The following is a 21,464-nucleotide window of genomic DNA, read 5'->3' on the forward strand; positions in this document are numbered from 1 at the left end:
GGCATTTTTACTTAGCTTGAGGCACACGAGGTTTCCAATGGAATACGCAGCTCATTGTCGGTCAAAATTTTCTAGAATATCAGTCACGGTAGCTGTCTGTCTGATTGCGGGAACACTTGCCGGATGTGCATCCAAAAGCAAACTGACAACTGGTTCCGTTGCTAGCTTTAGTAAACCTCTTGCACAAATGAACGCGACTGAACTTAACAATGCAGCCCGAACTGCAGGTGCAAAATATAAAAGTAATCCCAAAAGTGGCCCAATCGCCATGCAATATGCATCTGTTTTGCTTATGACAGGTAGCAATGAGCAAGCGCTTGCAGTTATGCAACAAGCTGCAATTCATAACCCGGAAGATAGAACTGTGCTGGCAGCTTATGGCAAGGCGCAGGCTGGCGCTGGTAATCTTGATCAAGCATTACAAACAATTCGCCGAGCACAAACTCCAGATCAACCAAATTGGAAACTATTATCTGCAGAAGGTGCCATCCTTGATCAGCTTGGGCAATCCGTTCAAGCTCGGTATAAATATCGCGAGGCATTGGATATCGTACCAGATGAGCCGTCTGTCTTATCCAATTTAGGCATGTCATATGTATTGGAGGGTGATCTACGAACTGCAGAAACATATATGCGCAATGCCTCCAAGCAACCTGCTGCCGATAGCAGGGTACGTCAAAATCTAGCTCTGATCGTTGGCCTACAAGGTCGCTTTGATGAGGCAGAAAAGATTGCTCGCGGCGAGCTTTCAGGTAACCAAGCCGAAGCTAACGTCAGATATTTGCGAGAAATGCTGGCCCAAAGCAATTCCTGGAAAAAACTGGCAGATAGCTAAAATTTATATGGAATAACAGTTCGGGTGTTTTCATCAATATCAAGCTTACGCTTGAGGGGTGGCACTGCCCTTTGATGGCAATTTGATCGGTCACAAATACGGCACGAAATACCAATAGGTTCGAAGGCCTGTTCGCTTTTGATATCCAAATCATCAGCGTAAACCAGTTCCGATGCATGTATAATTTCACAGCCCAAGGCAAGCGCATGGCGCTGTACCGGCTCACGAAAGCCGCCCTTCTTTTTAGTCACGGCTTTTGACAGGCATAAATATCTAACGCCGTCGGGCGTTTCAGCCAACTGACGACATATCTGTTCTGGCGTTTCAAAAGCACGGTGAACATTCCACAAAGGACAAGCAGAGCCAAATCGGGCAAACTGTAATTTCGTGGCACTATGCCGCTTGGTAATATTGCCCGCTTGATCAACACGTGCGAAGAAAAACGGGATACCCTTGCTGCCGTTGCGCTGTAGTGTGCTTAAACGGTGGCTAACTTGTTCAATACTCGCACCAAAATGATCAGATAAAATTTCAAGGTCATGTCTATGTGTACGCGCCAGATCTAGAAACTGACCATAAGGCAAAAGTGCTGCGCCGGCAAAATAGTTGGCCAATCCAATTTGACATATAGCTCCTGCATCTTCTGATCTAAAATCAGCCCTGTTCACAATGTCTCTAATCAAGTCACCATGCTCAATGAGAGCAATCTGATGCGCGATTTGAAAAGCGTTGGTTGATTCGGAAGCACGTGAATCCAACTTCAGGGTTCGCGATACGGAATGATAGCTTCGCAAAACCCGTTCATCTGCTGAAATATTTGCGACTGAAACATGTACGCGATGTTTTCGCTCGATGTATTCAGCTAAAGCTCGAACACTTTTCTGACCTCGCTGCAACGCCGCTTCTGCAAGATCCTCGGCAAGAACATCAAGTTCATGAACATAATTATCAATGTAATGAAAGTAGTCACGAACCTCTTCATAAGGGGCTGGTTCAGTTAGTGCGCCGCTTCTCTCAAGCGTGTCATCGAGTTCGGCGAGCTGCTCCCCTGCGCGCCGCAAAGCATGATGCATGGACAAAAACGCTTTCGCGACGGCGGGCGCATTTTGGGTTACAAGTTTGAGATCCTGCCCATTTGGAGATTCACCCCCAAAAAGCGGATCAGCCAAGGCCTCAATCATGTCCGCAAGCAAGCGGTTGCTATCATCTTCGGACAAAGTCGTGATATCAACCGAGAATTTTTCGGCCAGCGAAAGAAGCACATTGGCTGATAAATGCCGCTGATTATTTTCAATCTGATTAAGATAACTCGTTGAAATTCCAAGTTGGTTGGCAAAGTTGGCCTGCGTAAGTTGATGTTGCTCACGGATAGCTCTGATATTTCGACCGATAAAGAGTTTTCGCCCACGCATGTTTGCACTTTCGCAAAAATTAAGTTGCAATATTTGCTAAACTGATAATGTTGCATTTTCAACCCTTATTTTTATGAAAATATCCGCTATAAGGGCACTAAGATAAGGGGAAATAAATGCAAGATATTCTCGATGAACTGGAATTGCGCCGCGATGGTGCGAAGATGGGCGGCGGTCAAAAGCGGATCGATGCGCAACATAAAAAGGGTAAGCTCACAGCCCGAGAACGGCTTGAAATTTTGCTGGATAAAGATTCATTTGAAGAATACGACTTATATAAAGCGCATCGCTGCACAGATTTTAGCATGGCTGAAAACCAAATTCCCGGCGACGGTGTTGTAACTGGATGGGGAACTATTCACGGCAGACCTGTTTATGTCTACGCCCAAGATTTTACTGTTTTCGGCGGCTCGCTATCAGAAACGCATGCCGAGAAAATTTGCAAAATCATGGATCTTGCGACGCAGAATGGTGTTCCTGTTATCGGTCTTAATGATTCTGGTGGCGCGCGTATTCAAGAAGGTGTGGCGTCTCTCGGCGGCTATGCGGAAGTCTTTTGGCGAAACACGCGCGCATCTGGCGTTGTGCCACAAATTTCAATGATCATGGGGCCTTGTGCGGGTGGCGCGGTCTATTCGCCAGCGATCACAGATTTTATCTTTATGGTCAAAGATACATCCTATATGTTTGTTACCGGCCCTGACGTGGTTAAAACCGTGACAAATGAGATTGTGACATCTGAAGAATTAGGTGGCGCATCAACTCACACGAAGAAGTCATCTGTTGCTGATGCCGCTTTTGAGAATGATGTCGATGCTCTGCTGCAAATGCGCGAATTTTACGATTATCTACCATTATCTAATCGTGAGGCCGCACCAAATCTTCCAACATCTGACCCCATTACACGTGAAGAAACATCGCTTGATACAATCATTCCAGCCAATCCAAACCAGCCCTATGATATGCGCGAAGTGATTGAGAAGGTTGCAGACGAACAGCAGTTTTACGAAATTCAAAAAGATCACGCGGGCAATATTCTCATCGGCTTTATCCGCATGAATGGTGATACGATCGGTGTCATTGCAAACCAACCGATGGTTCTAGCTGGTTGTCTGGATATCGACGCTTCTAAAAAAGCAGCACGTTTTATTCGTTTTTGTAATGCATTCAACATACCACTTCTAACCTTTGTTGATGTCCCCGGCTTTCTTCCTGGAACTGCGCAAGAATATGGCGGCATTATCAAACATGGGGCAAAATTGTTGTTTGCCTATGCTGAAGCTGACGTTCCTATGATTACGGTTATTACACGAAAAGCTTATGGCGGGGCCTATGATGTGATGGCATCCAAACATATCCGATCAGACATCAATTATGCCTGGCCTACAGCTGAAATTGCTGTGATGGGCGCAAAAGGCGCAACAGAAATTCTCTATCGGTCCGAACTTGATGATCCTGGGAAAATTGCTGAGCGCACCAAACAATATGAAGATCGCTTTGCCAATCCGTTTATCGCAGCTCAACGCGGCTTTGTTGACGAAGTCATCATGCCACATTCCACACGTCGTCGTGTTGCTCGTGCATTCGAAATGCTAAAAACCAAGCACGTCGATCAGCCCGCACGTAAACACAGCAATATACCGCTTTAGGAGAAGCATATGCCATCATTACCTTATATGCTTAAACATCGCGGTTTTCCGTCCCGACTTCCGGGGACAGATTTTCAGTTTACCATTCGCCGTGCAGCGCCTGTTGCGACAAAAATTGAAAAACGGGAGCGGCATCCAGATCGCAAGAAAATCCTGAACGAAGCTGATAAAAATTTTCTAGCCTGCCTTTGGAAGGCTTTCGGAAGCGAGCCATTTGAACGCGGTAATCTTGATGCCGGGCGATTGGGCACACTATTTATGCGCGAAGTTAAACCCGTTGATACTGATTTTGATCCCCAAGATTATGAAGCCATGCTGTACATTGATGAGCATGTAGCACGAGCTAATTTTCCGGAAAGCCTTGAAGAGGACAATTACAAATGATTAAAAAAATCCTCGTTGCCAATAGAGGCGAGATTGCGTGCCGTGTCTTTAAAACGGCAAAACGTATGGGCATTGCCACGGTTGCTGTATATTCTGATGCTGACAAGAATGCATTACACGTATCCATGGCAGATGAAGCTGTACATATTGGACCTGCGGCAGCTTCTGAAAGCTACCTCATCATCGATAAAATTGTTGCAGCTTGTAAAGAAACTGGCGCCGATGCGGTACACCCGGGCTATGGTTTTTTATCCGAGCGAGCAGAATTTTCAGAACGTTTAAAGCAAGAAGGTATCATTTTTATTGGCCCACCAAAGGGTGCGATTGAAGCAATGGGTGATAAAATCACCTCGAAAAAAATCGCCGATGAAGCTGGTGTATCGACAGTACCGGGACATATGGGCCTGATAGATGACGCAGAACATGCGATCAAAATCGCCAATGAAGTTGGTTATCCTGTGATGATCAAGGCTTCTGCCGGCGGCGGCGGCAAAGGTATGCGTATTGCATGGAATGATGATGATGCCCGCGAGGGCTTTGATCGCTCAAAATCTGAGGCGGCAAGCTCATTTGGCGATGATCGCATTTTCATCGAGAAATTTGTCGAAGAACCACGTCATATCGAAATTCAGGTTCTTGCAGATAGCCATGGAAATTGCATCTATCTAGGTGAGCGCGAATGTTCGATACAACGACGCAATCAAAAAGTTATTGAAGAGGCACCTTCTCCCTTTCTGGATGAAGCAACACGCAAAGCGATGGGTGAACAATCTTGCGCATTATCAAAAGCGGTTGACTATGTAAGTGCGGGAACGGTTGAATTTATAGTCGATAAAAACCGGAACTTTTATTTCCTTGAGATGAATACGCGACTACAAGTCGAGCATCCGGTGACAGAGCTTATTACAGGTGTCGATTTGGTCGAACAAATGATCCGGGTTGCGGATGGAGAGAAGCTTTCACTCGCTCAAGACGATATCTCCCTTAATGGCTGGGCGATGGAAAGTCGACTTTATGCAGAAGACCCCTATCGTAATTTCCTTCCATCGATTGGCCGCCTAACACGCTATCGTCCGCCCGCAGAAGGTGACATTGGCGACGGAAACATTGTGCGCAATGATACGGGTGTTTTCGAGGGTGGTGAGATATCTATGTATTATGATCCTATGATCGCAAAATTATGCACATGGGGTGAAACGCGCGATGAGGCCATCCAGACGATGGGCGAAGCACTTGATATGTTTGAGTTAGAAGGCATTGGCCATAATTTGCCATTTCTATCTGCTGTGATGACACACCCCCGTTTCCAAAGCGGCAATATCACAACTGCATTTATTGCTGACGAATATCCAGATGGCTTCCATGGTGTCGACCTATCTGCAGATGAATATCGCGCAGTTGCCGGAATAACAGCATCTATGCAGCTGATTGAGGATATCCGAAAGCAAGCACTGCGCTCGATTGAGCTTGGTGTCGCACACTCTCAGGCGGCAAATTACGTTGTCAGAATAGCTGATCATAAATTCCCGCTCTTGATCGGTCAGGCAGATGACGAAATTGAAGGTAACTTTCAGGTCTTGTTCGAAGGAGACGAACAAGCCACTGAACTTTATTCCAGTTTTGAAACAGGTGATACGCTCGTGGCTGGCAATATTAATGTTGGCGAAGATGAAAATTATACTCTCAAGGCAAACAAACGGGCAGATGGATTTCGCATTCGCACACGCGGGGCCGATCTGGAGGTAAAAGTTCTCACGTCTCGCACGGCTGAGTTGTTGGATCTCATGCCAGAAAAACAAGAAGCTGATACATCAAAATTACTTCTTTGCCCAATGCCAGGTCTGGTCAATGCTCTTAATGTTTCTGTTGGCGATAAGGTCGAAGCAGGTCAAGCGCTTGCCATTATTGAAGCTATGAAAATGGAAAACGTCCTCAAGGCTGAAAAATCTGGAGTGATTAAATCAATTCCAGTTAGTGAAGGTGATAGCCTTGCGGTTGATACGGTAATCATGGAGTTTGAATAATGGCTTCCAAACGCGATTGGCTTGAACTCACCAAGAAAGAGCTTAAAGGCAAAGACCCTGAAAGCCTTAATTGGCAAACGCCTGAAAATATTACGGTTAAACCGCTTTATACAGATGAAGATGTTCCTGCCTCCGCTAAAGCGGAAATGCCAGGTCATGCGCCCTTCACCCGCGGTATCAAAGCAACAATGTATGCCGGTCGACCATGGACAATTCGCCAATATGCAGGTTTTTCAACGGCAGAAGAGAGCAACGCATTTTATCGCAAAAACTTAGCCGCAGGCCAAAAAGGGCTTTCGGTTGCCTTCGATCTGGCGACCCATCGAGGATATGATTCTGACCACGAGCGTGTTGTTGGCGATGTTGGCAAAGCCGGTGTTGCTATTGATAGTGTTGAGGATATGAAAATCCTCTTTGATGGTATTCCCTTAGATCAAATGTCTGTTTCCATGACAATGAACGGCGCAGTTATTCCTATTCTTGCGATGTTTATTGTGGCAGGAGAAGAGCAAGGCGTTTTGAAGGAGCAACTCTCCGGCACCATTCAAAATGATATTCTTAAAGAATTCATGGTTCGAAATACCTATATCTATCCGCCAGAACCTTCTATGCGCATCATTGCGGATATTATTGATTACACAGCGCAAAATATGCCAAAATACAACTCTATTTCTATTTCCGGCTATCACATACAAGAAGCTGGCGCGACGTTATCGCAAGAGCTCGCTTACACACTTGCCGATGGTATGGAATATGTACGCGCCGCCATGGCAAAGGGTCTTGATGTCGATGCGTTTGCTGGCAGGCTCTCATTCTTCTTCTGTATTGGTATGAACATCTTTATGGAGGCATCAAAATTACGCGCTGCCCGCCAATTGTGGGCAAAGATCATGACAGATTTTGGAGCCAAAAACGAACGCTCAAAAATGTTGCGCACACATTGCCAGACATCTGGTGTCTCGCTAACCGAGCAGGACCCCTACAATAATATCGTTCGCACAACAGTGGAAGCAATGGCGGCAACACTTGGCGGCACGCAATCACTGCATACAAATTCCTTTGATGAGGCTATCGCACTACCAACAGAATTTTCAGCCCGGATTGCTCGTAATACTCAACTTATCCTCCAACATGAAACAGGCATTACGAATGTTGTCGACCCTCTTGGTGGCTCTTACTATGTCGAAGCGCTGACAAGCGATCTGGTTGAGGAAGCGTGGCGCTTGATTGAAGAAGTGGAAGCCATGGGCGGCATGACCAAAGCTGTTGAAGCTGGGCTACCTAAGATGCGGATCGAAGAATCTGCCGCAAAACGGCAAGCGCGAATAGATAAGGGTGAAGATGTCATTGTTGGTGTGAATAAGTACCGACTGGACGATGAAGCCCCTATTGATATTCTTGATATCGACAATGCTAAAGTTCGAACAAGTCAAATCAAACGTCTCAATAGAATTAAATCCACGCGCAATAAAGATGCCCATGCGAAAGCAATAGAGGACTTAAAAACTATTGCATCGTCAGGAGTTGGAAACTTATTAGAAGCGGCGGTTGAAGCAGCACGTGCACGTGCATCCCTTGGTGAAATTTCAGATGCTATGGAGATCGCATTTAACCGTCACAAATCAACAACCCGAGTGATTTCCGGTATCTATCAATCCGATTACGAAGGTGATACCGAGTATGAAGCAATTAAGTCGAAAATTGCTGAAGCAAAAATTGAACGCGGAAAGACACCGCACATTCTTGTTGCGAAAATGGGTCAGGATGGACACGATCGAGGTGCAAAGATTATTGCCACCGCTTTTGCAGATATGGGTTTTGACGTCGACCTATCAGATATGTTCGAAACACCCAACGAAGTTGCCGATCGGGCGATCGAGGCAAATGTCGATGTAGTTGGTGTTTCCTCTCTGGCCGCAGGGCATAAAACACTTATTCCTGAACTTATCCAATTGCTTAGGGATAAAGGCAACCCTGACATTATCGTTGTTTGTGGGGGCGTCATTCCAGAACAGGATTACCAAATGCTCAAAGATGCAGGTGTTGCCGAGATTTTTGGCCCTGGGTCTAACGTTATTGATGCTGCAAACGGTGTTTTGGGACAAATTACGGGTCAATTGAGAAACTTTTAATGATTTCCGACACGCAAAGTTAGCCAAGAATTAAACTACAACATTCCGTTAGTGCGATTTACGACAAAATAAACGATTTTTATACATTCTACTGTTGCAATGCACGCGCTAAGGCGTTGATTTCTTATCACGCTTCTAATGGGAGTTGGTTTACTTTGGGCAAAGTCGCAAGCACTAAAGCAAAAAATAACGAAGGCAATTTTTTGTCAAAATTGATGTTTGTTGAGCAACGCAAACACAAAAGGTTTGTCACGAACTTACCATGTAAAATTCACTACTTTAAAGACGGCATCAGGCAGCGCGGAAATATGGAAGCTCGGCTGATGAATATCTCCGCGGGCGGTGCGCTTATCCATCCACGATTTATGTTACGCCGAGACGTGCATCTTTATCTGATTTTGGATAACTACCCTGTTAAAATTTCCGCTGCCATTGTTGATATCACAAAGAATGTTCACCACTTAAAATTTGCAAAAGAGCTACCAGAGAAGGTTGTAGAGCCTATTGCTGCTGGTGCGCCTTATAATGCAATATTAAATTGGAAGAGCCGTAAAGTCGAAAACTAAACTGATCTTAGTATGATCAACATTGAACTGTTGCAATTATGTTCACTGACAACAAAAAAGCGAGTGATTTGAAAAAACGCGAACTTTTTGCTTGCCTCATCCGTCAGAATACAAAATAAAGCCAACGAGAAGCACATCGATCGATTCACCTGTTGAATTTTCATTGGGACTTAGAGACTTATGCAGTTTAGGCAATCATTCCAAATTCTGATTTTGATATTTCTCGGAGCACTCGCAGGGTGTGCATCCAACACTGAACCTACCACCCCAAAAACATATGAAATTTTTTCAGATTCATATGGATCCGTTAAAGACGGTGATTACAAATTGCCTGCAATTCCAGTCAAACGGATCAACAAAAAATACCATCGTCAAATTGTGAAATTCTATTCGTCATACCCACGCGGTACAATAGTTGTTAATACACCACAACGTTATCTCTACTATGTACTTGGTGGTGGGAAAGCCGTTCGTTATGGTATTAGTGTTGGTCGGGAAGGTTTTGCTTGGGAAGGTGAAGCTTACATCGCGGTAAAACGCGAATGGCCGAAGTGGTTCCCACCTGAGGAAATGGCTGACCGCCAACCACATCTTCGAAAATATGTTAAAAAGGGTATGAACCCTGGACTTAAAAATCCATTGGGTGCGCGTGCGCTGTATCTGCATGACAGTAAAACACGTGAGGACACCTTGTTTCGCCTTCATGGCACGCCACAATGGAGCTCCATTGGCACCGCAGCTTCATCCGGCTGCATACGCTTAATCAATCAAGATATTATCGATCTGTTCGATCGTGTAAAACCAGGCCGCCTAGCTAAAGTCATTGTCATTCAATAAGCTCAAACTTTATTGAATGTTCCGAATAACAATAGCCCTCCCCCCGTGTAACAATCACGGGGGCTATTTTCTACATTATGAAATGATTTTATGCGTCGGCTTTTAACTCGAGGCGGCGGCGGTGTAAGATAGGCTCGGTATAACCACTTGGTTGAGAAAGACCTTCTAAAACCAGCTCCAATGCGGCTTGGAAAGCAACGGAACCATCAAAGTCAGTCGCCATCGGTTTATAAAGTAGATCATTCGCATTTTGATCATCAACGACTTTCGCCATTTTTTTCATCGTCTCAACAATTTGCCCCCGAGATGCAACTCCATGATGAAGCCAGTTTGCCATGTGTTGGGCCGAAATGCGCAATGTGGCTCGATCTTCCATCAAGCCAATATTATTAATATCAGGCACTTTTGAACATCCAATACCTTGATCGACCCAACGAACGACATAACCCAAGATGCCTTGTGCATTATTGTCCAGTTCAGCTTGAATATCTTCTGCGGTCCAGTTTGGATTTTTTGCAACCGGAATTGACAAAATATCATCAATATTAGCACGAGCACGTGATTTAAGTTCATTTTGAACATCCGACACGTTGACTTTGTGGTAGTGTGTTGCATGCAATGTTGCAGCAGTTGGTGATGGAACCCATGCAGTGTTTGCGCCAGACTTGGGATGGCCAATTTTTTGAGCAAGCATTTCGGCCATAAGATCCGGCATGGCCCACATACCTTTCCCGATCTGCGCATGGCCAGATAATCCGCATTCAAGACCAATATCTACATTCCAGTTCTCATAGGCGCTAATCCATGCCGCTTGTTTCATGTCACCTTTACGGATCATGGGACCAGCATGCATGGATGTGTGCATCTCATCACCCGTACGATCAAGGAAGCCGGTATTAATAAATACAACACGCTCTTTTGCTGCTCTGATACATTCTTTAAGATTTACCGTTGTGCGGCGCTCCTCATCCATAATGCCCATTTTCATGGTATTTGGCTTCATGCCAAGCGCTTGTTCTACGCGGCCGAAAATTTCACTCGCAAAAGCCACTTCTTCCGGACCGTGCATTTTAGGTTTAACAACGTACATCGAACCTTCTGTCGAGTTCACAAAACGACCTTGAGGCCCAATATCACGCAAAGCAATAAGGCCCGTGATCATCGCATCCATAAGTCCCTCAGGCGCTTCATTGCCATCCTTATCTAGAACGGCAGGGTTCGTCATCAGATGGCCAACGTTTCGGATCAACATTAATACACGACCCGGCAACGACATATCTGTACCATCGGCTGCAATGAAACTACGATCAGAATTGAGCTTACGAACAATTGTCTTGCCATTTTTCTCAAGGTTTTCTTCCAGATCGCCTTTCATTAGGCCGAGCCAATTGCGATAAACGACTGTTTTATCTGCGCCATCAACAGCGGCAATGGAATCTTCACAATCCATGATTGATGTCAAAGCTGATTCCAAAACAACATCCGAAATGCCTGCCGCATCCGCGCTTCCAATTTGGCTGGTGGCATCGAAGATTACCTCTACATGCATCCCGTTCTTCTTAAGAAGAATAGATGATGGATTTTCCGGATCACCATTATATCCAACAAACTGTGCAGCATCTTTTAGGGGTACATCTTGCCCATCGCTAAGCTTGACGACAAGCTGTCCACCATCAACAGAAACATTGGCGATATTATGCCAATCACCTTTAATTGGAACACTTTCATTTAGGAAATCGCGTGCCCATGCAATGACTTTTTCCCCCCGAGCAGGATTGTAACCTGACGTTCTTTGAGCTTCACCATCATCGGAAATTGCGTCTGTTCCATAAAGCGCGTCATAAAGTGATCCCCATCTGGCATTAGCGGCATTCAGGGCAAACCGAGCATTCATGATAGGCACAACAAGTTGCGGACCCGCGGTTGCACAAATTTCCGCATCCACTCTGTCGGTGCTGACCGAGAATTTATCCCCCTCAGGCAGCAAATACCCGATTTCGGTCAGGAACGCTTTGTAAGCATCTAAATCATGAGGTGCACCATTGTCGCGGTGCCACGCATCAATTTTTTCTTGCAATACATCACGCTTAGCTAAAAGTTCACGATTTTTAGGCGTCAAATCATGCACAAGCTTCGAAAATTGTTCAAAAAAATGATCAGCTTCAATACCAGAACCCGGCAAAGCTTCTTCTGTGAGAAACTTAAAGAGCTCCTGATCAATTTGTAACCCGTTTATTTCTTGCATTATCTATGACCCCGTCAAATTACATAGGACTTTTCATGCATCAATAAAGAACATCAATTTATTGTCAATTAACATATAAAGAATAAGATTATTTCCTTTTTAGAAACAATCTTATTCTCGCTTTGAAACACTCATCCTTAGACCTCCAGCAGGTTGTACTGTAAGTTTTTGGACCGGCCATGGTTTAGTTGTATCCGGACAATGGAACCGATAGCTCTTCATCAAAACTCCCAGAGCAATAATTGCTTCTTGCAGCGCAAATGTTGCACCGATACAAACGCGAGGTCCTGCGCCGAATGGGAGATATTGAAAACGATGAAGTTTAGCCTTGTTTTCTGGCAAAAACCGTTCAGGACGAAAGACCCTTGGTTTTTCCCATAATTTCTCGTGACGATGAAGCGTCCATGGCATGATTAGCACCGTCGTATCTTTCTCAATCGTCACATTTTTTCCGTCGTGGGAAACCCATTTATCATCGGCGAGCGCCGCTCGGTTTATTGAGGGCGCAGGTGGATATAAACGCATTGCTTCTTCAAAAGCTGCACGGGTCCAAGGCATGTGCTCCGGCCAGTCAACAGGATCTATATTCTCATTGTGAACCTTGTCGGCCTCAGCTTCCATCAAATTTCGGTATTTACATGAGTTTGCGACGCAATATAGCGTCCAAGCGAGCGCTCTAGCTGTGGTTTCATGCCCTGCCCCTATGAATGTTATGATATTATCTTCTATTTCCTTACGTTTCAGACCTTCCGGTCCGAGCTGACGTAATAACAATGTCAGAAAATCATCGGGGATATCAGCGGTTCCATCCTCCATCAAAGCAAGCCGTTTTCCGGCGGTGTCTGAAACAATTTTTCTAAATTTCCGCATGATCGGAAATCCAAGAAGGCGGCGGAAGCGAGGCACCCATTTGGGCGTTTTAATAAGATCAAGCGGATCAACTCGTCCCATTGTATGCAGAAGTTTTTCGACATCCTGAGCCAAGTCAGCTTTATCGGACGCAATATCATTTGAAAATAATGTTTCGGCCAATATCTCATAGGTGAGTTCAGTCATATCAACAGCAAGATCTGTTTCTTTAATCTGTTCATATTTTTTCACATATTCTTTTGCGCGCTTATGCATAAGATCAGCAAAGCCTTTAGCATGGCGCGGCGCAAAAACAGGTGCTACAGACTTCCGCGAGCGTTTCCAGACATCACCTTCCGCTGTTAAAAGACCATCTCGCAGAATCGGACGCAAAATCAATTGCCTAACAGTTGCCATACGATAGTTTTTTGCATTCTCCACCAGCACATAATGGATGAAGTCAGGATCGTTAACAATGAGCATTCGTTCATTTAGAAACTTCGTTTTAATCCAAGGCAAGGTATATGAAGGCTGTCCCCAAACCTCCAATGGGTTGGTAAGTGTTGATTTAATAACCTCAAAAATAGACGGAATTGTTGTTCTTGGGATGGGTGCCGGGGGTTCGAAATCACTTAAATTCTCGTCAATTTTCATGATCTTTTGTCCTCAAATTTATGACATCGCCGGAACTGACATTATTTACATCAGAACTATACACAATAATATCAAAAAAACCTGTCGAAACCGTGTTCAAAATTTGGTTTTTGAACCATCAAACACTATATAATATATGCTTAATACGCGCATGATTCGTGTGTGGACCTAAAGATTTTACTCGAGCAGATTATAATTATATGAGCGACGAAAATACTGAAAATAATAATGGTGATTATAGCGCCGATTCCATCAAAGTTTTAAAAGGCCTCGATGCAGTTCGAAAACGCCCGGGAATGTATATCGGTGATACTGATGATGGCTCAGGTCTGCATCATATGGTTTACGAAGTTGTTGATAATGCAATTGATGAAGCGCTCGCCGGGCATGCAGATATTGTTACCGTTACCCTTAACAACGATGGTTCAGTAACTGTGTCCGATAATGGTCGCGGCATTCCAACTGGTATCCACGGTGAAGAAGGTGTTTCAGCCGCTGAGCTGATTATGACACAGCTACATGCAGGTGGTAAATTTGATCAGAATTCTTATAAAGTTTCTGGTGGGCTTCATGGTGTGGGCGTGTCAGTGGTAAACGCGCTGTCCGTATGGCTTAAGCTGACTATTCGCCGTGATGATGAAGTACATGAAATGAACTTCACTCACGGGGTTCCTGATGCACCTCTTAGTCAAACAGGGACATATGAAGGACGTTCAGGTACCGAAGTTTCATTTCTACCATCTACAGAAACCTTCACAATGACGGACTTCAAATATGAAACACTTGAGAATCGTTTACGTGAGCTCGCATTTTTGAATTCAGGTGTTCGTATTCTTTTAACAGATAACCGGCACTCAGACGTTCGTTCAGATGAATTATTCTATGAAGGTGGACTGGAAGCATTTGTTCGCTATCTTGATAGAACAAAAAAACCATTAGTCGATGATCCAATCGTCATCTCAAACGAAAAAGATGGCATTACAGTTGAAGTCGCTATGTGGTGGAATGAAAGCTATCATGAAAATGTGCTTTGTTTCACAAACAATATTCCACAACGGGATGGCGGAACACATATGGCCGGCTTCCGTGGAGCACTAACACGTCAGGTAACAAGTTACGCCGATAAATCCGGTTTAACTAAAAAGCAAAAAGTTTCTTTAACCGGTGATGATTGCCGAGAAGGACTAACCGCCGTTTTATCTGTGAAAGTGCCTGATCCAAAATTTTCATCACAAACGAAAGACAAGCTTGTATCTTCTGAAGTTCGTCCTGCTGTTGAAGGTTTAGTAAACCAGGCACTGGGCCAATGGCTGGAGGAGCACCCACACGAAGCAAAAATATTAGTTGGCAAAGTATGCGAAGCAGCTGCTGCGCGTGAAGCCGCACGCAGAGCACGAGAACTAACACGACGCAAAGGTGTTTTGGATATCGCATCCTTACCCGGCAAATTAGCTGATTGCTCGGAACGAGATCCTGAAAAATCTGAAGTCTTCTTGGTGGAGGGTGATTCTGCTGGCGGGTCTGCAAAACAAGGTCGTTCTCGTGATAACCAGGCAATCTTACCTCTTCGCGGTAAAATTCTGAATGTGGAACGTGCCCGCTTTGATAAAATGCTAAGTTCACAAGAGATCGGTACACTTATCACAGCTCTTGGCACTGGGATTGGCAAAGACGAGTTTAATGCTGATAAGTTACGTTATCACAAAATCATCATTATGACCGATGCGGATGTGGATGGCGCACACATTAGAACGTTGCTACTGACATTTTTCTTCCGGCAAATGCCGGAATTAATTGAGCGCGGGCACCTTTATATTGCTCAACCGCCTTTATATAAAGTTTCTCGTGGTAAATCCTCGCGTTACTTAAAAGATCAGGCAGCACTGGAAGACTACCTCATTACATCAGGCTTGGAAGAAGCCACGTTAGAACTATCAAACGGTGAGGTGCGTGCAGGGCTTGATTTGCGTTCAGTTGTCGATGATGCATTACGATTGCGCGCATTGCTTGATGGACTTCATTCTCGTTACGACAGGTCATCTGTTGAACAAGCAGCCATTGCTGGTGCAATGTCTGTGGAAGCCTATGCCGACCCAACACGGGCCAATGAACTTGCTGCAAATGTGGCTGAGCGAATGAATATGGTTTCTGAGGAAACCGAACGTTCATGGACAGGTAAAGTGACTGAAAATGGTGGATTACTGCTTGAACGTATGGTGCGTGGCGTGGCCGAAGTCTCTCTTCTGGATTCAGCACTCATTGCGAGCCAAGATGCACAAGCTATACACCAATTGCAAACTAAACTGAGTGATGTCTACAAAGGACAGGCTGTGCTAAACCGCAAGTCTGTGACTGAAACAGTGGGTGGGCCTCGCGCTCTGCTTGACGCCGTCTTTGCGGTTGGCCGTAAGGGATTAACTGATATCCAGCGCTATAAAGGCCTTGGTGAAATGAATGCAGATCAACTTTGGGAAACAACTTTGGATCCGAATGTGCGTTCGCTACTACAGGTCAAAATCAGTGACGCTGTAAATGCTGATGATCTCTTCTCTCGTCTTATGGGTGATGAAGTTGAACCACGTCGTGAGTTTATTCAGGACAATGCACTCAGTGTTGCCAACTTAGATTTCTAGTTGTTCTCATTGCAGGCTCGTCTCTTATAAAATAGGATAGGTAATGAGCAGAGAACCGACGTCAAATCTTTCAGAATATACCGTCACGGAATTATCTGGTTCCATCAAACGGACTGTTGAAGGTGCGTTTTCGCATGTAAGGGTGCGCGGAGAAATTTCAGGATTTCGAGGGCCTCATTCATCAGGGCACGCCTATTTTTCGATTAAAGATGAACGCGCACGCATGGATGCCGTGGTGTGGAAGGGTGTTTATAATCGCCTAAAATTCAAGCCCGAAGAAGGCATGGAAATGATCGCCACTGGTAAAGTGACAACTTACCCGGGCTCATCAAAGTACCAGATCGTTATAGAACAGCTTGAACCTGCCGGAGCTGGTGCGCTCATGGCATTGCTAGAAGAACGTAAAAAGAAGCTTGCTACAGAAGGTTTATTTGAAGAAGCAAGAAAGCAACTACTTCCCTATATGCCAAAAGTTATTGGCGTTGTGACATCCCCCACCGGGGCAGTTATCAGAGACATATTACATCGAATTTCTGATCGCTTTCCAGTACAGGTCATCATCTGGCCTGTTCGTGTACAAGGAGATACGAGTGGAGATGAAGTTGCGCGAGCTATCGACGGGTTTAATGCACTGGATGCCAACTCGCAGATTAACAAGCCTGAGCTTATCATTGTCGCACGAGGTGGTGGAAGTTTAGAGGACCTTTGGGGGTTTAATGACGAAGCCGTAGTGCGTGCCGCAGCAAACTCCGATATCCCGCTTATCTCCGCAGTAGGTCATGAAACAGACTGGACATTACTCGATTTAGTTGCGGATAAAAGAGCGCCAACACCAACTGGGGCAGCTGAAATGGCTGTGCCAGTAAAGGCAGAACTCGACGCCATGATAGCCAATCTTAATGCGCGCCTATCATCGGCAAGTACGCGGGTCATTGATCAACGCAGACAGAATTTTCAAGCACTGTCGCGCGGCATTCCATCTCTTGATAATCTACTTGCTCTGCCTCGCCGCCGGATTGACGAAGCTAGTAATCTTTTGGGTAAAGCAGTTGATTTGAATGTAGTGAATAAGCGAAGAGCATTGGAAACGCCATCTGCTCGCCTTACACCCATTTCTCTACAGGCTTCTCTACAAGACCGAACAGCAAGATTGATGCAAAATACGCGAGCGCTTAAGGTAAATTGGGATCGTATAAAAGAACAAAAAATAACTCAAATTGCACGTATGAGTCAGGCACTTTCACCTGTGCCACAGCAAATAATTCAGCGTATCTCACAATCTCGTAGTCAAATAGAGCAATCACGGTTGCGCGCAAATGGCGCTATAAACCGACAGATCGTAAATGGCCGTCAACAACTTTCTGCTCAAAACCGCGTGTTACAATCTCTCGCCTATAAAAATGTTCTGAATCGTGGATTTGCAATTATACGTGATGTAAACGAGAAACCCGTTACTCTTGCTCAAGCTGTTACAGCACAACAACATCTATCAATCGAATTTTCAGATAGTATGATTAATGTAGTAGAAACCGGTGACGCACCTGAACCAGAGATCAAAGCACCGGTAAAACATAAAAAGTCAACCAAACCAAAAGATGCAGCTAAAGATCAAGGTTCACTTTTTTAAGTTTCCGTCTGCAATTACATTTTCTTCAAAAACTCGGTTTTGAGCACTATTGTGGACTTGCCTTGTCGACATTCAACTTGACCTTCATTTGACGTCAATCTGATATTTTTAAATGTCGTACCGCGTTTAAGCGTCGTTGACGTCCCTTTAACTTTCAGGTCTTTAATGACTTGAACTGTATTTCCGTCATCAAGTTCTTTGCCATTTGTATCTTTAGTGGTCACGGAGTTACTGTCTTTCCAACTTTTCGTTAATGCGTACAAATTCTACGATGTTTCACAAGCCCATCACGGGCAATATTTATTCCCACTCAATGGTGCCTGGAGGCTTGGATGTCACATCATAAACAACACGGTTTATGCCGCGGATTTCATTAATGATGCGTGTCGCTGCACGACCTAAAAATTCCATATCATAGTGATAGAAATCAGCTGTCATACCATCAACAGATGTGACAGCGCGAAGTGCGCAAACGGATTCATAAGTTCGGCCATCTCCCATGACACCCACTGTTTGAACCGGTAAAAGAACCGCAAACGCCTGCCAAATCTTGTCATAAAGACCGGCCTTGCGAATCTCATCCAGATAAATGGCATCCGCTTCTCGCAAAATTTCAAGCTTCTCACGCGTAACACCACCGGGACATCTGATTGCAAGTCCAGGGCCAGGGAACGGATGGCGACCAATGAATGATTGCGGCAGACCAAGCTCAAGACCAAGTGCACGCACCTCGTCTTTGAATAATTCACGTAAAGGTTCGACCAATTGCATATTCATACGGTCAGGCAGACCACCCACATTGTGATGAGATTTAATTGTGACAGAAGGCCCACCGCTGAATGATACGCTCTCAATCACGTCCGGGTAAAGTGTACCTTGAGCCAGGAAGTCTGCTCCGCCCAACTTTTTAGCTTCAGCCTCAAATAGCTCAATAAATAATCGCCCAATTATCTTGCGTTTAGTTTCAGGATCAGCCTCACCCTCTAGTTCAGAAATAAAGGTTTCTGATGCATCGCAGTGGAGAAGCTTTAAATCGGGATAATGCTGACTAAACATATCAACAACATCTTTGGCTTCATTCTTGCGCATTAGGCCATGATCAACCAAGATGCATGTTAACTGCGAACCAATTGCCTCATGGATAAGCAAAGCAGCAACGGAAGAATCTACACCACCAGACAATGCGCAGATAACTTTTTTATCACCAACTTGTTCGCGAATCGCCGTAACCGCGCGATCCCGATATGCAGACATATTCCAATCGCCTTGAAGACCCGCAATATTTAAAACAAAATTAGCCAGTAGTTTCCCACCATCTGGTGTGTGCACGACCTCTGGGTGAAACATTGTCGTATAATATTTACGCTCTTCATTAACTGCAATTGCACAAGGCGCATTCGGTGAAGTCGCAACAACCTCGAAGCCTTCCGGTAGTTCCGTTACTCTATCACCGTGGCTCATCCAGACGGGATATTGCTCGCCAACATTCCAGATACCTTCAAATAATGGACTAGGTTTCAAAATCTCAATATCAGCCCGTCCAAATTCTCGATGGTGACCACCTTCAACCTTGCCGCCTAGTTGTGCACATAAAGTCTGTTGTCCATAGCAGATCGCAAGAATTGGAAGACCTGAATCAAAAACCGCCTGCGGTGCACGCGGCGAATTTTCCTCTGGAACAGACGCTGGTCCGCCGGAGAATATAATCGCGCCTGGCTTTATTCGTTTAAAGCCTTCATCTGCTGACTGGAAAGGAACTATTTCGCAGTAAACACCTGTTTCTCGCACACGACGTGCGATCAACTGAGTTACCTGCGAACCGAAATCAATGATTAAAACACTGTTTGAAGAAGAAGAATTATCGCTCATAAAACGGAGATACGAGAATAGCGAGTTAAGCGCAAGTACCCTTCACACCATATATGGTATCTTCAACGTGATTTATGCAATTTGATGCGTCTAAAAGCGATCCATAACCTGAATGGCAGCAGGGCCCAAAACAACACCGAAAAGTACAGGCAAAAAGAATAAGATCATCGGCACGGTAAGTTTTGGTGGAAGGGCGGCAGCTTTTTCCTCAGCACGCGCCATTCTCATATCTCTACTTTCCTGTGCCAAGACACGCAGAGCCTGTGCAACTGGTGTACCATATTTCTCAGACTGTATAAGTGATTGGCAAACCGCTTGAACAATATCTAGATCAGTTCGTCTTCCAAGATTTTCAAACGCTACACGCCGATCCTGAAGATACGAGAGTTCTGCTGTTGTTAAAACAAATTCTTCAGCCAGCTCTGGCGATTGTTCAGCAATTTCCTGTGCTGCCCGCTTCATCGCATGCTCAATAGAGACACCAGATTCTACGCAAATCAACATCAGATCGAGCGAATCCGGCCACGCTTTTTGAATGGACGTTTTACGCTTACCAATTTGATTGCTTATAAATATCACTGGCAGGTAAAAACCTAGATAAGTACAGACTATGACGACAAAGATTTTTATTCCGGTAGTCTGTTCCGGGATTCCATCAAGCACAAACACGTAGGTTAAGCTTAGAATTAAGAACACAATCGGAAAAATAACACGAGCTGCAAGAAAAAGATTTAGAGCATTTTGGGTTCTGTATCCCGCTGAATGCAATTTTCTAGTGGTATTTTCATCTGCGAGAGCTTTACGCAAATTTAATTGATCAACAAGACGTCCAGCCGACTTATTATTTTCTTTCCGTAACGCCACCTTCTGATTCTTTGCAGCATTTTCTGATTGCATGCGTGCACGCTCGCGCGCACGGATCTCATCTCGCTCCAATGCGACAGATTTCATACGTGCGGCGGTATCGCTTTTTTCAAGAAACGGCATTGCCAAAGTCACACAGGTCGCAAAAACTGCGACCGCGACAAGCAGCGGAATCAGGAATTGAGGGTCGGTAAGAGTTGCAATCATTTTGTTACTTTCAAAACCTAAACTTCAAAATCAATCATCTTGCGCATAACCAACACGCCGATTGTCATCCAAACCAACGACACACCCATAATTAGGTGTCCGCGTTGGTCAGTAAACAAAATCATAATGTAATCACGTGAAGAAAGAAAAACCAGAAAACCAACAATAAATGGCAGAGCACCGATAATAACCGCGGATGCTTTTGCCTCCATCGGCAACGCTTTTACTTTAGCGTTCAACGTTTTTCGTGCGCGCAGAACGCTCGATAAATTGTCAAGAGCCTCAGATACGTTGCCGCCGGCCTGTGCTTGAATATTAATAACAACAGCAAAAAAATTCACCTCTGGCACCGGAATGCGTTCATACATTCTACTGCAGGCKTCTGGAACACTCATCCCAACCTGTTGCGCTTCAACAATCTTTAAAAACTCAGATTTCACAGGCTCAGCGGCCTCAGAGGAAATCAATCTGATTGCGTCATTGAGAGGAAGACCGGACTTGATGGACCGGACCATTACATCTAGCGAATTCGGTAGTTCTTCCAAAAATGCTTTAAATCTTCGCTTTCGCAAAAAAGAAACGATCCAAAGCGGAACTCCGGCTGCAGATACGAATAAAACCCCCATTGATACGAGTGGGTTTTGACTTAGAAAGTATGTAACCYGTCTCTTATACAC

At 44.8% G+C, this 21,464-nt stretch carries 16 protein-coding genes; 9 read left to right on the forward strand and 7 right to left on the reverse strand.

The genetic code is table 11. From position 1 onward, the window contains the following. Positions 1–37: 37 nt before the first annotated feature. Positions 38–835 carry a tetratricopeptide repeat protein gene (locus tag G3W54_RS16735; protein WP_162654400.1) on the forward strand — a complete coding sequence of 266 codons (798 nt, stop codon included), beginning with the start codon at positions 38–40 and terminating at the stop codon, positions 833–835. Here G3W54_RS16735 and G3W54_RS16740 read toward each other — a convergent pair. After that, entirely contained in the window at positions 832–2,247 is a 1,416-nt protein-coding gene (locus G3W54_RS16740) for a helix-turn-helix transcriptional regulator (protein ID WP_162654401.1), read from the reverse strand. The genes G3W54_RS16735 and G3W54_RS16740 overlap by 4 nt on opposite strands. 116 nt (positions 2,248–2,363) lie before the next feature. On the opposite strand from G3W54_RS16740, the gene G3W54_RS16745 reads away from it, so the two are divergent. The 6 genes from G3W54_RS16745 (at position 2,364) to G3W54_RS16770 (ending at position 9,839) form a co-directional block, all read left to right on the forward strand. Beyond that, positions 2,364–3,896: an acyl-CoA carboxylase subunit beta gene (locus tag G3W54_RS16745; protein WP_162654402.1), complete on the forward strand. Its 1,533-nt coding sequence runs from the start codon at positions 2,364–2,366 to the stop codon at positions 3,894–3,896. A gap of 9 nt (positions 3,897–3,905) precedes the next feature. Then, complete coding sequence (locus tag G3W54_RS16750) at positions 3,906–4,280, forward strand: hypothetical protein (protein WP_197742883.1); 375 nt, start codon at positions 3,906–3,908, stop codon at positions 4,278–4,280. Continuing rightward, positions 4,277–6,304, forward strand: coding sequence for an acetyl/propionyl/methylcrotonyl-CoA carboxylase subunit alpha (locus tag G3W54_RS16755; protein WP_162654403.1), 2,028 nt, complete (start codon positions 4,277–4,279; stop codon positions 6,302–6,304). Before G3W54_RS16750 ends, G3W54_RS16755 begins: the two co-directional genes overlap by 4 nt. Continuing rightward, on the forward strand, positions 6,304–8,436 hold the full coding sequence (scpA, locus tag G3W54_RS16760; RefSeq protein WP_162654404.1) for a methylmalonyl-CoA mutase: 2,133 nt from the start codon (positions 6,304–6,306) through the stop codon (positions 8,434–8,436). Before G3W54_RS16755 ends, scpA begins: the two co-directional genes overlap by 1 nt. Positions 8,437–8,651: 215 nt before the next feature. Then, positions 8,652–9,002, forward strand: a complete 351-nt coding sequence (locus G3W54_RS16765) for a PilZ domain-containing protein (RefSeq protein WP_244627975.1) — start codon at positions 8,652–8,654, stop codon at positions 9,000–9,002. A 180-nt stretch (positions 9,003–9,182) separates the two neighbouring features. Beyond that, entirely contained in the window at positions 9,183–9,839 is a 657-nt protein-coding gene (locus G3W54_RS16770; protein ID WP_162654406.1) for a L,D-transpeptidase, read from the forward strand. An 88-nt stretch (positions 9,840–9,927) separates the two neighbouring features. Here the strand turns inward: G3W54_RS16770 and G3W54_RS16775 are convergent, their stop codons facing one another. Further along, complete coding sequence (locus G3W54_RS16775) at positions 9,928–12,084, reverse strand: malate synthase G (protein WP_162654407.1); 2,157 nt, start codon at positions 12,082–12,084, stop codon at positions 9,928–9,930. Positions 12,085–12,195: 111 nt separating this feature from the next. After that, positions 12,196–13,587, reverse strand: a complete 1,392-nt coding sequence (locus tag G3W54_RS16780) for a cytochrome P450 (protein WP_162654408.1) — start codon at positions 13,585–13,587, stop codon at positions 12,196–12,198. 200 nt (positions 13,588–13,787) lie between these two features. Here G3W54_RS16780 and gyrB point away from each other — a divergent pair, with 200 nt between their 5' ends. After that, a complete protein-coding gene (gene gyrB / locus G3W54_RS16785; RefSeq protein WP_162654409.1) occupies positions 13,788–16,220 on the forward strand; it encodes a DNA topoisomerase (ATP-hydrolyzing) subunit B in 2,433 nt (810 codons plus the stop codon). 43 nt (positions 16,221–16,263) lie between these two features. Then, positions 16,264–17,847 (forward strand): exodeoxyribonuclease VII large subunit, encoded by a 1,584-nt coding sequence (gene xseA, locus G3W54_RS16790; RefSeq protein ID WP_162654410.1) that lies wholly within the window; start codon positions 16,264–16,266, stop codon positions 17,845–17,847. A 14-nt stretch (positions 17,848–17,861) separates the two neighbouring features. On the opposite strand, the gene G3W54_RS16795 is transcribed toward xseA, so the two are convergent. From G3W54_RS16795 to G3W54_RS16810, 4 genes are all read right to left on the reverse strand, one after another. Continuing rightward, positions 17,862–18,071 (reverse strand): alkylphosphonate utilization protein, encoded by a 210-nt coding sequence (locus G3W54_RS16795; RefSeq protein WP_162654411.1) that lies wholly within the window; start codon positions 18,069–18,071, stop codon positions 17,862–17,864. A gap of 76 nt (positions 18,072–18,147) precedes the next feature. After that, a complete protein-coding gene (gene guaA, locus G3W54_RS16800) occupies positions 18,148–19,716 on the reverse strand; it encodes a glutamine-hydrolyzing GMP synthase (protein WP_162654412.1) in 1,569 nt (522 codons plus the stop codon). A gap of 90 nt (positions 19,717–19,806) precedes the next feature. Further along, positions 19,807–20,787: a type II secretion system F family protein gene (locus G3W54_RS16805; RefSeq protein ID WP_162654413.1), complete on the reverse strand. Its 981-nt coding sequence runs from the start codon at positions 20,785–20,787 to the stop codon at positions 19,807–19,809. A gap of 17 nt (positions 20,788–20,804) precedes the next feature. Continuing rightward, the coding region (locus tag G3W54_RS16810) for a type II secretion system F family protein (protein WP_162654414.1) at positions 20,805–21,464 on the reverse strand (660 nt) is incomplete at its 5' end.

The sequence above is a fragment of the Lentilitoribacter sp. Alg239-R112 genome, assembly GCF_900537175.1.
Lineage (GTDB): Bacteria > Pseudomonadota > Alphaproteobacteria > Rhizobiales > Rhizobiaceae > Lentilitoribacter.